Below are 13,043 nucleotides of genomic sequence, written 5' to 3' on the forward strand. Positions count from 1 at the left end.
CGTTGGAGGATCGCCATGGCCCGAACCTCGTCCGTCCGTCTGCGCCGCCGTGGGGTGCTCGGCATCCCCGCCCTGGTGGCCGCCGCGCTGACAGTCGTCACCCGACCCGCTCCGGCGAGCGCCGCACCGAAGGCCGAGTGCCTGGCCGACCTGATCCAGGACGCCTGATGGCGACGATTCCCTGGCTGGTGGACGTGCTGCGCGCCGCCGGGGTCCAGGTCGTCGTCGAGGGCGACTGGCTCAACCGGATGCGACCGGGCACCTTCGACCCGATCGGGGTGCTCTGGCACCACACCGCCTCGACCTCCAGCGCCAGCAACCCGCACCCGGCGCTCGGCATCTGCGTCAACGGCCGGTCCGACCTGCCGGGGCCGCTGTGCCAGGCGCTCGTCGACTACCACGGCGTCTTCCACGTCATCTCCGCCGGCCGCTGCAACCACGCCGGGGTCAGCGGTGGCAGCGGGCCGATCCCCGCCGGGGACGGCAACACGCTCATGATCGGGTGGGAGATCGACTACAACGGCGTCAGCCAGGAGATGACCGCCGCGCAGTACAACGCGTCGCTCGCCGCCACCGCCGCCGTGCTCACCCGTCTCGGACGGGACAGCAGCTACGCCCGGGGGCACCGGGAGACAAGCACCACCGGCAAGATCGACCCGTCGTTCATCGACCTGAACGTGATGCGCGCCGACGTCGCGGCGAGGATGGCCGGCGGCACGGCCTGGTCCTCCACCGTGGACAACACCACCGCCGGTCGGTTCACCGCCAGCGCCAACTGGGGCGTGTCCACGTACTCCAGCCAGCGGTACGGTGCCGACTACCGCTACGCGGAGCCGGTCGCGGCCAGCGACCCCGCCTGGTACCGGTTCAACGTGCCGGCGGCCGGCAACTACCGGGTCGAGGCCTGGTGGCCGACGAACTCGGGCTACAACAGCGCCACCCCCTACATCGTCGCCACCAGCACCGGCAACAGGACGGTGTACGTCGACCAGCGGGTGACCGGTGGGCAGTGGCGGGTGCTGGGCACGTTCACGCTGCCGGCCGGGGACGCCAACCGGGTGGCGGTGAGCCGGTGGAGCAACGCCACCGGCCTGGTCATCGCCGACGCCGTCCGCCTCACCCGGATCTGACCTCGGCCGCCGGCGCTTGCCCTCGGCCGCTGGCGCTTGCCCTCGGCCGCTGGCGCTTGCCCTCGGCCGCCGGCGCTCGATCGACGCTGCCCGCGCTTGATCGACTCGACTTACTGAAAGTCGGGGGGTCCAAGGCGTGATGATGCCCCGACTCCAGGTAACCCGAGTGGATCAAACCGGGTGCCGGATGTCGGTGGATTGATCTAAGGTCGTCGCTCCACCTCAACAAGGGAGCACAGTGATCCGTTTTTCCACCGTCCTGGCCGCCGGCATCGCTGCCGCCGCCACGGTCACGCTGGTCGCCGGCCCGGCGCAGGCCGACACCGTCAACCGGTCCGCGCACGCCCACTTCGACGGCGACGCCAGCATGTTCGTCGACGTGACCCGGCCGGCGGTCGGCGACACGGTTGTCGACGTCGAGTGGCAGAAGAGCGTTTGTGTGGTCACCGACGGCGTGCGCGGCTGCGACACTGTCTCCCGCCGCGCGTACGACGTGCCGGTCACCCGCTTCTCGTTCTCGTTGACGGGTGCGAAGCTCACCGCGACGGTGCCGTACCAGGAGTCTCAGCAGCACTGCGACTTCGTCGACGGGGACGAGATCTGCGGCGAGCGGCAGGAAAGCGCGGGCACCACCACCCTCAAGGTCACCTGGGTGGCTCTCGACGAGCCGCTCCGGCGCGAGCGGTGGACGGGCGAGGACGGCAGCGTGCACATCAGCACGTCCGCGTGGACGACCGTGTCGGGCAGCGGTTTCGGCACCACGTACGACGAGTCGGCGACCAGCTTCGGCGTACTGAGCCGGACGCGGACCATCCCGCCGGCCGCCTGAGCAAGGCCGGCACCGACAGACGCCGCGGGGGCGTGACCTGAATCGTCACGCCCCCGCAGCCTGTCGAGAGCACTCAGCTCCGGGAGCAGCTTGACCCGTTGAGCGAAAAGTTGGTCGGGGACGAGTACGACCCGCTCAGCGTGCCCTGGTAGCCGAAGCTGGCCGTGCCGCCGGGTGCGATGGACCCGTTGTGGCTGATGTTCCGGGCGGTCACCGAGGACCCGCTCTGGCTCACCGTGGCGTTCCAGGCGTTGGTGACCTGCTGCCCGCCGGGCAGGCTGTAGTTCAGCGTCCAACCGTTGATCGCGCTGGACCCGGTGTTGCTGATCAGCACGTCGGCGGTGAAGCCGTTGTTCCACGAGTTCGCGGTGTACTTCACCGCGCAGCTCGCGCCACCGCCCGGCGGCGGGGTCGTCGGGTTGTTCGGCTGGCCGCCGCCGTTGACGTTTGCCGAGAACGAGGTCACCGCGAGGCCGACGCCGCCCTGCCAGGGCTCGAAGCCGGCCTGGATGCTGGTCAGGTACCAGGAGTTGGTGATCGCGCCCCGGTTGCGGGTGTCGTTGACGAACTCCATGACGTTGAAGTTCAGGCTGGAGATCGCCGACTGCGCCACGTACGAGATGACGTTGTTGGAGCCGTTGCTGCCCCGCCACACCTGCCACGTCCGGCCGGCCAGGTTCGTCGTGCCGACCACCGAGCCGATGGGCTGGATCGAGCCCTGCCGGTTGAGCCAGATCATGATCTCCATCTGGTTCACCCCGTCCCGCTTCGGTGACGGGTCCAACCAGATGTCGTACGAGGCGTTGTAGGTCGCCCCGCTGACGTAGCGGTAGGAGATGCTGCTGGTGGCACTGCTGATCTGGCTCACCTGGATCGGCAGGTTCGTGCCGGGGGAGCAGTTGGTGTAGTGACAACCGTAGAACACCGAGGGGTACGCCGTCGGGGCGCCGTTCGTGGGGCTGCTGCCGTTCAGGGTGGTGATCTCGAAGCCGTTGTTCGTGGCGTTGATGCACTGCTGGGCGGTGGTGCCCCAGCGGTTGTTCTGCACCACGTACCGACCCTGGATCACCGTGGAGCCGAACTGTTCGCAGATCTGGGTGTCGGCGGAGGCGGTGCCGCCGAAGGCCACCGCTACGAGCGAGCCGGCGAGCAGCACGCCGGCCGCGGCCAGGGCCCGAAGTTGACGTTTCATGACGCTCCTTGACTCGGCGCATGCCGGGCGCCGGATGTGGTGGGGTCGTGCGGGAGCGCTCCCACGCTCAATGACACATTTACATGCCTGAAACTACTGCGCAACTGCACGCGTCAAAGTGAGGAATCGTACGGATTGCCGCCCCCTACCGGACGGCTGTCCGCGGGCTACCGGCTCACGGCCGCGACACGCCGACGGGCGGCTTCGGGCGGCCGATCGGGCCTGGCGTGCGTCGATCGCTCCGAGTAGCGTGTTGCCTCCAACGCGTTCCGCTCCCCCTCCGGAGGCGTACACCACCATGGGTGGCTCCCCCCTGCGCATTCTCGTCGTCGGCGCGGGCATCGCCGGGCTGGCCGTGGCCCGGGCACTGCGCCTCGCCGGCTTCCGGCCCGACGTCACCGAGAAGCTGCCACCGGGGGAGTCCACCGAAGCCGGCCTCTACCTGCCCGGCAACGCCGCCCGCGCGCTGCACCGGCTCGGCCTGCACCACCCGGTCCGCCCGCTCGGGCAGGTGATCCACCGGCAGCGATTCTTCGACGCCACCGGCGCACGACTCTGCGAGGTCGACCTGGACACCCTCTGGGCCGGCGTCGGCGAATGCCGGGCGCTGCCCCGGGCCGACCTGCACCGGGTGCTGCTCAGCGGCGCCGGCGGCGCCGTCCGGCACGGCGCCGAGGTCCGCACCCTGGAGCTGCTGCCGGGGGCGGTCGGCGTCACTTTCACCGACGGCACCACCAGCGAGTACGACCTGGTCATCGGCGCCGACGGGCCACGCTCCTCGGTGCGCGCGCTGGCCGCGCTCGGCGGGCCGCCCCGCCCGGTCGGCCAGGTGGTCTACCGGGCGGTGCTGCGCGACGGCCCACCCGTCACCGAGTGGACCGCCCTGCTCGGCCAGCGCTCCGGGTTCCTCATGGTGCCGATCGGCGCCGGGCGACTGCACCTCTACGCCGACGAGGCCGGCACGGCGGCGCCCGCCGACCCACTGGCCCGGCTGCGCGACCTCTTCGCCGACTACCGCGGCCCGGTGCCGGAGGTGCTGGCGGCGCTCGACCGGGTGCACGTCGGGATCACCGACGAGGTCGAGTTGGGCCGCTGGTACCGGGGGAGAGTGCTCCTGGTCGGGGACGCCGCCCACGCCACCGCGCCCACGCTCTCCCAGGGTGCGGCGATGGCGCTGGAGGACGCGGTGGTGCTGGCGGAGTCACTGCGCGCCGCCGGCAGCGTGGAAGCAGCCCTGGTGGCGTACGAGAGTCGTCGTCGTCCGCGTACCCGATGGGTGCGGGACCGGACCCGGGACCGCAACCGGACCAGGGACGTGCCGCCGGCGCTGCGCGACCCGTTGCTGCGCGGGCGCGGCGGCCGGATCTTCGGGGAGCACTACCGGCTACTGCTCGGCCCGCTGTAGGCCCGTAGTAGATCGTGTCACGCCACCCCACGCGGCGCTGCGACCTGCCGGGGACTATCCTCCTTGCGGATGACGGCCCGCCGATAACCAGCGTGTGCCGAGCGGGACAACCGAGAACCGGAGGCCACTCGTGACCACCGTCGCACCCAAGCCGGTCGTGACCCGGCCCTGGCCGGTCCGGGAGCCGGTCAAGGGGTCGGCCATCGCGCGGCTGCTGCGAACCACGGACGCGAAGCAAATCGGGATCATGTATATGGTCACCGCGTTCGTGTTCTTCATGATCGGTGGCCTGATGGCCCTGATCATGCGGGCTGAGCTGGCCCGACCCGGGCTGCAGTTCCTGTCGCCCGAGCAGTACAACCAGCTCTTCACGATGCACGGCACGATCATGCTGCTGTTCTTCGCGACGCCGATCGTGTTCGCTTTCGCCAACTACATCGTGCCGATCCAGATCGGCGCGCCCGACGTCTCCTTCCCCCGCCTGAACAGCTTCGCCTACTGGCTGTACCTGTTCGGTGGCACGATGGCGACCGCCGGGTTCCTCACCCCGGGTGGCGCCGCCGACTTCGGCTGGTTCGCGTACGCGCCGCTGAGCAGCGTCGAGCACTCGCCCGGCGTCGGCGCCAACATGTGGATCATGGGCCTGGCCATCTCCGGTCTGGGCACCATCCTCGGCGCGGTGAACATGATCACCACGGTGCTCACCCTGCGCGCGCCCGGCATGACCATGTTCCGGATGCCGATCTTCACGTGGAACATCCTGGTCACCAGCCTCCTGGTGATCCTGGTCTTCCCGCTGCTGGCCGCCGCGCTCTTCGCGCTCGCCGCGGACCGCATCCTCGGCGCCCACGTGTACGACCCCGCAACCGGTGGGCCGATGCTCTGGCAGCACCTGTTCTGGTTCTTCGGGCACCCCGAGGTCTACATCGTCGCGCTGCCGTTCTTCGGCATCATCAGCGAGGTCATCCCGGTCTTCTCCCGCAAGCCGATCTTCGGCTACAAGGGTCTGGTCGCCGCGACCGTCGCGATCGCCGCGCTCTCCATGAGCGTCTGGGCGCACCACATGTTCGCCACCGGCCAGGTGCTGCTGCCGTTCTTCAGCTTCCTGAGCTACCTGATCGCCGTGCCGACCGGTATGAAGTTCTTCAACTGGATCGGCACCATGTGGCGGGGTCAGGTCAGCTTCGAGACGCCCATGCTCTGGGCGATCGGCTTCCTGGTGACCTTCCTCTTCGGTGGTCTCACCGGTGTGCTGCTGGCCAGCCCGCCGATCGACTTCCACGTGTCGGACTCGTACTTCGTGGTGGCGCACTTCCACTACGTGCTCTTCGGCACCATCGTGTTCGCGGTCTTCGCCGGCATCTACTTCTGGTTCCCGAAGATGTTCGGCCGGATGCTCGACGAGCGCCTGGGCAAGGTGCACTTCTGGCTCACCATGATCGGTTTCCACACCACGTTCCTGGTGCAGCACTGGCTCGGCAACGAGGGTATGCCCCGCCGGTACGCCGACTACCTGCCCGGCGACGGCTTCACCACGCTGAACACGATTTCCACGATCGGCGCGTTCATCACCGGTATCTCCACGCTGCCGTTCATCTACAACTGCTGGAAGTCGTACAAGACCGGCCCGGTGGTCGAGGTGAACGACCCCTGGGGTCACGGCAACTCGCTGGAGTGGGCGACCAGCAGCCCGCCGCCGCTGCGCAACTTCGACCGGATGCCCCGCATCCGCTCCGAGCGGCCGGCGTTCGACGAGAAGTTCCCGGAGCTGGCCGCCGGCGGCCAGAGCCTGGCCGGTCCGCCGGAGGGTGGCTCGAAGCCGCTCACCAGCGAGTCCGACGGCGGTGCCAGCTACCGCGAGGACACCGCAAGCGACATCGACAGGCACTGACGAGCAAGCCCAGCCGTACGACGGGCGTCGCCCCCGGGACCACCGGGAGCGGCGCCCGTCGCCCTGTGCGCCCCCGCGCCTCCGCCCCCACCCGCCCCGCGCTCGCGCCGCGTCCCCGCGCTCGCGCCGCGTCCCCGCGCTCGCGCCGCGTCCCCGCGCTCGCGCCGCGTCCCCGCGCTCGCGCCGCGTCCCCGCGCTCGCGCCGCGCCGCGCCGCGCCGCGCCGCGCCGCGCCAAGATCCAAGCAACTTCCCGGATGTTGTTGCCTGCGGCGTGCGGGAGGCAGCAATATCCCTGATATTGCTCGGATTTTGGCGCAGCGGGCGAGGAACTGGAGTGCGGCAGGGTGTCGGGTGCGCAGGGGCGGGGTGTCGGGCGGAGACCCGCTGTGCGGCGGGTTGGGTTGCTGCGTGCCGGCTGGCGGGCGGGCATGCGGGCGGGCCGGATGTCCGGCCGACACCCGACTGGTCGTCGCCACGCGGCAGGCCCCGGACTGATCGGGTGGCTGCCCTCCGACCGTCAACGCGTCGGCGGGAGACCTGTCGGGGCGGCGCAGTCAGCGGGCGGCGGGGGTGAGGTCCGTCTCGACGGGCTGCGCGGCAGCGGCCGCGTCGGCGGTACGGCGGCGACGTAGCTCGATCGGGAGCACCACCAGCGTGACGAGTGCGCCGAGTGCGCCGGTGACCACGAAGCCCCAGAGCGGCGCGGTGGCGTCGATGACCGCACCGGCGAGCGGCGCGCCGATCGCGATGCCGACGGTGACCGCCGATCCGTGCAGGCCCATGGCCTCACCGCGGACGGCGGCCGGGGCCAGACGGCTGACCGCGTCGGAGGACGCCGCGATGGTTGGCGCACAGAGGGCGCCGGCCGGGATCAGCGCCAGGCACAGCAGCCACCAGTGTGCGCCGCCCAGCCCGACCGGGATGGTGCACAGGGCGAGTGCGGCGGTCAGTGCCAGCGGGGAGAAGGAACGGCGCACGGCCCCGTAGGCGAACCCGCCGACCAGCGAGGCGACCGCCCAGATGGCCAGCACCGCGCCGGTCCAGCCGACCTCGCCGCTGGCCCGCAGGACGGCGACCACCGCCACGTCGGTGCCACCGAGCACCAGGGTCGCTGCGGCGCTGAGCGCCAGCACGGCGAGCAGTCGCGGCGTCAGCCACTCCCGACGCGGCACCCGGCGCTGCGGACCGGTGGTCTCGGCGGCGCCTCGGGTCGGCGGATTGACCACCCACAGGGCGATCCCGGCGGCGACGATTCCGCCGCCGACCAGGTACATGGTGGTCTGCGCGGAGATCGCGGTGACCAGGGCCACCGCCAACGCCGGGCCGATCATGAAGGACAGTTCCACGGACATCGAGTCCAGCGCGTACGCGGGGCGGCGTTGGTCCTCCGGGGCCAGCGTGGCGATCGACTGCCGGACCACGGAGAAGATCGGCAGGGCCAGGCAACCGGCCACGAAGGCGGCCGGCAGCAGCAGTGGGTACGGCAGGCCGGGCGCGGTGGACCAGAAGATCGCCTCGGCGATGGCGGTGAGCACCAGGACCGGGCGCAGGCCACGCCGGTCCACCAGTCGGCCCAGTAGTGGTCCGCCGATCGCCGCGCCCACGGTGACGGCCGTGCCCACCAGGCCGGCTGCCCCGTAGCCTCGATCGAGGTCGAGCACGACGTGGAAGGTCAGCGTCACACCGGTCGCGGTGAGCGGGATGCGGGCAAGCACGGCGACCAACAAGAGCGACCGCAGGCCGGGCAGGGCGAGCGCCTGCCGGTAAGGCTTCATGTTCACGTGGGTCCGTACCTCCGGCGACATCCTCGGCCGGCGGCGGCCCGATGGCCAACGAATTACGGTCTTATGCGGCCCTGATCACAGGCTCGCCGTGCAGGGTCACCCCGGCGCCGTCCATGGCACGTAGTGCCACGTCGGTGGTCGCCGGAGCGACGGCGGCGGTGAGTTCGAGCAGCACGGTGGTGGCGAACCCCTCCCGGGCGGCGTCCAGCGCGGTCGCCCGGACGCAGTGGTCGGTGGCGATGCCGACCACGTCTACCCGGTCCACGTCGTGCCGGCGCAGCCAGTCGGCCAGGCACTCGCCGTCGTCGGCGTGCCCCTCGAACCCGGAGTACGCCGCCGCGTGCTCGCCCTTGTGGAAGATCGCCTCGACCCGGCCGGTGTGCAGCTCGGGGTGGAACTCCGACCCGCTGGTGCCGACCACGCAGTGCCGCGGCCAGGACTCCACGAAATCCGGCGGATCGCCGAAGTGCGCACCCGGGTCGACGTGGTAGTCCTTGGTGGCGACCACGTGCGACCAGCGGTCCGGCTCGGAGGCGAGCAGTCGGGAGATGCCGGCGGCCACACCCGCGCCGCCCGCGACGGCCAGCGAGCCGCCCTCACAGAAGTCGTTCTGCACGTCCACGATGATCAGAGCGTTGGCCATTGGGGGGTCCCTTCGAGGTCGGATCGGGCGGAAGGCTCAGTCGGCGGGCACGACGGAGACCGGCACCGCCGGATCGCCGGCCGAGAGCTTCAGCCCCTCCCACGGGATGGAGATCAGGCATTCACGTAGGTGCTCGCGCGACTCGTCGAGGGTGGGCAGCGACACCGGCTCGCCCGTGACCACGTACGAGTGTTGGAGCATGCGGTCGTTGGGCTGCCGGTCCGGTACGCCCTGCGGCACGATGATCTCCTCGGTGGCGGTGCCGGTCGGCTTGTGCCGGCGGACCGCGACCTTCCGGCCGCCGATCGTCGCCTTGTGCTCGGAGCGCTTCACCACCGGCCGTCCCTCGACCTCGACGAGCTTGTAGACCAGCCCGGCGGTCGGCGCGCCGGAGCCGGTCACCACTGCCGTGCCGGCGCCGTACATGTCCACCGGTTCGGCGGCCAGTGCGGCGATCGCGTACTCGTCCAGGTCGCCGGAAACAATGATCTTGGTCTCGGTGGCGCCCAACGAGTCGAGCAGCTCCCGGGACTGTTGGGCGATCACCGCGAGGTCGCCCGAGTCGATCCGTACCGCCCGCAGCTCCGGCCCGGCGACCGCGATCGCGTTGCGGATGCCCTGACTGATGTCGTACGTGTCGACGAGCAGCGTGGTGTCCTTGCCCAGCGTGGCGACCTGCGAGGCGAACGCCGCCCGCTCGTCGTCGTGCAACAGGGTGAAGGCGTGCGCCGCCGTGCCCGCCGTCGGGATGCCGTAGCGCGCACCGGCGGCGAGGTTGGACGTGAACCGGAAGCCGGCCAGGTACGCGGCCCGCGCCGCGGCCACCGCCGCCTCCTCGTGTGCCCGGCGCGACCCCATCTCGATGAGCGCTCGACCCCGTGCCGCGGTCACCATCCGCGCCGCCGCCGCGGCCACCGCGCTGTCGTGGTTGAGCACGGAGAGCACAAGCGTCTCCAGCACCACACACTCGGCGAAACCGCCGGAGACGGTGAGGATCGGTGAACCGGGGAAGAACAGCTCACCCTCGGCGTACCCGTCGATGTCGCCGGTGAAGCGGTAGTCGGTGAGCCAGGCCGCGGCCGCGTCGTCGACCACCCCGGTCCGCAGCAGGAAGTCGACCTCGGTGGGGTCGAAGCGGAAGTCGCGGATCAGCTCGATCAGCCGGGCCGTTCCGGCGACCACGCCGTAGCGGCGGCCACTGGGCAGCCGGCGGCTGAAGACCTCGAAGACGCACCGGCGGTCGGCGGTGCCGTCCTTCAGTGCCGCGCTGACCATGGTCAGCTCGTAGTGGTCGGTCAGCAGCGCGGGGCGGTGGATGCTCACGGCCCCAGCCTAAGGTTCAGTTCCCGTCGCCGCCCTCGTGGCCCGGGATCGCGCGCAGCGCGGCCCCCAGCTCGGCTCGGCCGGCCACGCCGAGTTTGGTGTAGATCCGCTGGAGGTGGTTCTCCACCGTGCGCGCCGAGAGGTAGAGCCGTTCCGCGATGGCCCGGCTGGGCGCGCCGTTCGCGGCGAGGCGGGCAACCTGCCACTCGCGTTCGGTGAGCACCGGTGCGCCCGCGTGCAGCGCCGGCGTCCGGATCAGGTCACAGCCCCCGAGCAACCCCGCCAGGCGTTCCCGGGCGTCGTTGGCCGCCGTGGAGTGCTGCCGGCGCAACCGCTGCACGGCCTGGGAGGTGGCCTCGGCGGCATACACGGCCAACTCCAGTGCGGCGTAGTCGTCGGCGACCGCGAGCAGATCCGCGGCGGAGTCGGTCACCGCCGCGCGGGCGTGCCGGGCCAGCAGCGGAGGCAGCACCCCGTCGACCCGCTCGGACAGCTCGGCCAGGCGCTGCGCCACCGTGCGTCGGCTGCCGTCGGAGCAGGTGGGCCCGACCGGCATGCCGGCCTGGTCCAGCCGGACGAGGTCGTGCAGGACGTGCACCTCGTGCCCGGCGAAGCCATCCGCGCGCAGCCGGTCCACCAGGTCGCTGAGCTGTTTGACCGCACCCGGCAGGTCGCCCGACGCGGCGAGCGTCGCACCGCGGGCCTGCTCCAGCCACGGGTAGAGCACCGCCATGCCGGGTGCGTGGGTGCGGTCCGCCTCGGCCATCGCCACGGCGGCCTGCGTGGCGTCACCACGCAGCGCGGCCGACTGGGCTCGCTCGGCCTGGGCCAGACCGGCGTAGACCCGGCTGGTGGCCAACACCGCGCAGGCACCCAGCGAGGCCCGGATGGCGGCGTCGCTCTGCCCGCGCAGCCGGGCCGCGTACGACTGGAGGATGGCCAGGTAGCCGGTGCCGAGCCGGAAGTCACCGGCACCGGCGAGGTCGGCGAACTCGTCGGCCACTATCGCGTCGATCCCGGCCAGGTCTCCGGTCAACATGAGCCGGGTGCCCCGGGCCAGCTCCAGAGCCAGTTGCAGGTACGGCATGTCGGTGCGCCAGTTGGCGACGGCGGAGTGCACCTGGGCGATCGCCGTACCGCTGCGGGTCAGCTGGCCCTGTGCGGCCTGGACGTACGCGATGGTGCAGCGGGCCAACTCGCGGGCGGCGACGCCGGCGGCCGGCCGGTCCAACACCTGTTGGCTGAGTCGGACCGCGGTGGTCGTGTCCAGTCGGTGCAGGCGCATGATCGCCTCGAAGGCGTGCACCCGGGACCGGTCCGCGGAGTCGCTGAGCTGCTCGACGCGGCTCGCGATCTCCTCCACGGTGGACTCCTGGCTCAGCCCCCAGTAGCTGACCATCCCGCGCACGGTCAGCCAACGGCAGAGCCGCCACTCGTCGCCGGGCTCGGGGGTCACCGCGTCGAGGACGTCGATGGCCTCGTCCGGCCGGTCGGCGAACATCAGGATGGTGGCCAGCAGCTCCGCCGCGTCGGAGCCGCCACCGGCGTGCAACGCGGCACGTGCCAGGCGGGTCGCCAGCGGCACGTCGTAGCGGGTGAACGCCTGGATCGCCGCGTCCAGCAGCAGGGCCGGGTCCTGTGCGGTGCCCGAGTCGAGGCGCCACACCGCGACCCGCAGCAGGTCGTCGCGGCGACGCTTGCCGACCTGCTCGAGCAGCTCCGCGAGGTGCGCCTGAAGACGGCGGGTGCGGCTGACCGGGCAGCGGCGGCGCATCACCTCGCCGTAGAGCGGGTGGGCCAGCCGTACGTTGGTGCGCCGGTCGTGCTGGACCACGCTGATCAGCCCGCGCTCCTCGGCGGTCTCCACGTCCGACTGGTCGGCGGCCTGCCGCAGGAGGTGCAGGCCGAGTGGTTCACCGAACGCGACGAGCTCGACGACCGCGCGGACGCCGTCGGTGAGTTTGCCGACCCGGGTGTCGATGAGGTCGGTCAGGTTGGGCGCCAGCTCCAGCCGCCCGGTCCACTTCCAGATCCCGTAGGTGCGTTTCAACTCCTTGCTGCCGCTGGCGGCGTGCACCAGCTCCCGCAGCAGCAGCGGGTTTCCGGCCGACAGCCGGCCGAGCCGGTCGGCGGAGCCGGCGTCGACCGGGCCGCCCAGGATCGCCGCCAGCAGACCAGCGGTCTCCGCCTGCGGCATCGGGGTCAGCTCGACGTGCTCGACCAGATCGTCGGTCCAGAGTGCGCGGATCGGCAGGGGAATCTGCTCGCCGTCGCGCAGGGTGCCGACCACTGTGGCGTTCTCCGAGCGGGCGACCAGGTGGACCAGTGCCGCCGAGGGAGGGTCGAGCAGGTGGGCGTCGTCGATGGCGAGCACGATCCGTCGACCAGCCGCCTGCTGTTGCAGCACGTTGAGCGCCCAGCGCAGGATGCCGGCGGGGGAGAGGCCCTGGGGCTGCTCGGCGGGGAGGACCTGCACCAGGCCGCCGAACGGCAGCGCCGCGGTGGTGGCGCTGGCCGCGATGGTCCAGATCGCGAAGCGTTCGGTGGGCAACGTGCCCAGGCCCTCGCGCAGCAGCCGACTCTTGCCGATCCCGGCGCTGCCGCTGAAGAAGAGCCCACGACCAGCCTCGCCGGTCACCGCCGCCAGCAGGCGGTTGAGCTCGTCGGTCCGGCCGACGAACTTCCATCGACTCATTCGCGCAGCATATCGACCGGAATCCGTCCGCGCCCGTACCGTCACTCACCGAAGTTGAGTAGTCGCACAATTACCGGTGAGTATCCGAAGTGTTCCACCTGGTTGCCGGCCCGCACGTAGTCTTCCGGCATCCGGGTGTCTTCACCGGAT

At 71.4% G+C, this 13,043-nt stretch carries 10 protein-coding genes; 5 read left to right on the forward strand and 5 right to left on the reverse strand.

The genetic code is table 11. The features are described 5' to 3' along the window. The first annotated feature begins 15 nt into the window (after window positions 1–15). From ACGFIW_RS28525 to ACGFIW_RS28535, 3 genes are all read left to right on the forward strand, one after another. The gene (locus tag ACGFIW_RS28525) at window positions 16–168 is read left to right on the forward strand and encodes a hypothetical protein (RefSeq protein ID WP_393322015.1); all 153 of its coding nucleotides are present in this window, start codon (window positions 16–18) and stop codon (window positions 166–168) included. Further along, a complete protein-coding gene (locus ACGFIW_RS28530; protein ID WP_393322018.1) occupies window positions 168–1,130 on the forward strand; it encodes an N-acetylmuramoyl-L-alanine amidase in 963 nt (320 codons plus the stop codon). The genes ACGFIW_RS28525 and ACGFIW_RS28530 overlap by 1 nt, the downstream gene beginning before the upstream one ends. A gap of 238 nt (window positions 1,131–1,368) precedes the next feature. After that, a complete protein-coding gene (locus ACGFIW_RS28535; RefSeq protein ID WP_393322020.1) occupies window positions 1,369–1,959 on the forward strand; it encodes a hypothetical protein in 591 nt (196 codons plus the stop codon). A 73-nt stretch (window positions 1,960–2,032) separates the two neighbouring features. Here ACGFIW_RS28535 and ACGFIW_RS28540 read toward each other — a convergent pair whose 3' ends face one another. Continuing rightward, window positions 2,033–3,151, reverse strand: a complete 1,119-nt coding sequence (locus ACGFIW_RS28540; protein ID WP_393322023.1) for a cellulose binding domain-containing protein — start codon at window positions 3,149–3,151, stop codon at window positions 2,033–2,035. Between the two features lie 298 nt (window positions 3,152–3,449). On the opposite strand from ACGFIW_RS28540, the gene ACGFIW_RS28545 reads away from it, so the two are divergent. Then, window positions 3,450–4,556, forward strand: a complete 1,107-nt coding sequence (locus ACGFIW_RS28545; RefSeq protein WP_393322026.1) for an FAD-dependent monooxygenase — start codon at window positions 3,450–3,452, stop codon at window positions 4,554–4,556. 130 nt (window positions 4,557–4,686) lie between these two features. Next, window positions 4,687–6,447 carry a cytochrome c oxidase subunit I gene (gene ctaD / locus ACGFIW_RS28550; protein WP_393322029.1) on the forward strand — a complete coding sequence of 587 codons (1,761 nt, stop codon included), beginning with the start codon at window positions 4,687–4,689 and terminating at the stop codon, window positions 6,445–6,447. Between the two features lie 555 nt (window positions 6,448–7,002). On the opposite strand, the gene ACGFIW_RS28555 is transcribed toward ctaD, so the two are convergent. Genes ACGFIW_RS28555 through ACGFIW_RS28570 form a run of 4 tightly spaced genes read right to left on the reverse strand, consistent with a single transcriptional unit; the run spans window position 7,003 to window position 12,893 of the window. Next, window positions 7,003–8,253 carry an MFS transporter gene (locus ACGFIW_RS28555; RefSeq protein WP_393322032.1) on the reverse strand — a complete coding sequence of 417 codons (1,251 nt, stop codon included), beginning with the start codon at window positions 8,251–8,253 and terminating at the stop codon, window positions 7,003–7,005. A 40-nt stretch (window positions 8,254–8,293) separates the two neighbouring features. Continuing rightward, window positions 8,294–8,875 carry an isochorismatase family protein gene (locus ACGFIW_RS28560; RefSeq protein ID WP_393322035.1) on the reverse strand — a complete coding sequence of 194 codons (582 nt, stop codon included), beginning with the start codon at window positions 8,873–8,875 and terminating at the stop codon, window positions 8,294–8,296. A 36-nt stretch (window positions 8,876–8,911) separates the two neighbouring features. Next, on the reverse strand, window positions 8,912–10,198 hold the full coding sequence (locus ACGFIW_RS28565) for a nicotinate phosphoribosyltransferase (RefSeq protein ID WP_393322038.1): 1,287 nt from the start codon (window positions 10,196–10,198) through the stop codon (window positions 8,912–8,914). Window positions 10,199–10,214: 16 nt separating this feature from the next. Beyond that, window positions 10,215–12,893 (reverse strand): LuxR C-terminal-related transcriptional regulator, encoded by a 2,679-nt coding sequence (locus tag ACGFIW_RS28570; RefSeq protein ID WP_393322040.1) that lies wholly within the window; start codon window positions 12,891–12,893, stop codon window positions 10,215–10,217. Window positions 12,894–13,043: the final 150 nt, after the last annotated feature.

This window comes from Micromonospora sp. NPDC048935 (genome assembly GCF_043197875.1).
Lineage (GTDB): Bacteria > Actinomycetota > Actinomycetes > Mycobacteriales > Micromonosporaceae > Micromonospora.

Excerpts from the sequence above, each read along its gene's own strand:
- ACGFIW_RS28525 (WP_393322015.1), top strand. The coding sequence starts at position 16 with ATGGCCCGAACCTCGTCCGTCCGTCTGCGCCGCCGTGGGGTGCTCGGC.
- ACGFIW_RS28530 (WP_393322018.1), top strand. The coding sequence starts at position 168 with ATGGCGACGATTCCCTGGCTGGTGGACGTGCTGCGCGCCGCCGGGGTC.
- ACGFIW_RS28540 (WP_393322023.1), bottom strand. The coding sequence starts at position 3,151 with ATGAAACGTCAACTTCGGGCCCTGGCCGCGGCCGGCGTGCTGCTCGCC.
- ACGFIW_RS28545 (WP_393322026.1), top strand. The coding sequence starts at position 3,450 with ATGGGTGGCTCCCCCCTGCGCATTCTCGTCGTCGGCGCGGGCATCGCC.
- ACGFIW_RS28555 (WP_393322032.1), bottom strand. The coding sequence starts at position 8,253 with ATGTCGCCGGAGGTACGGACCCACGTGAACATGAAGCCTTACCGGCAG.
- ACGFIW_RS28560 (WP_393322035.1), bottom strand. The coding sequence starts at position 8,875 with ATGGCCAACGCTCTGATCATCGTGGACGTGCAGAACGACTTCTGTGAG.
- ACGFIW_RS28570 (WP_393322040.1), bottom strand. The coding sequence starts at position 12,893 with ATGAGTCGATGGAAGTTCGTCGGCCGGACCGACGAGCTCAACCGCCTG.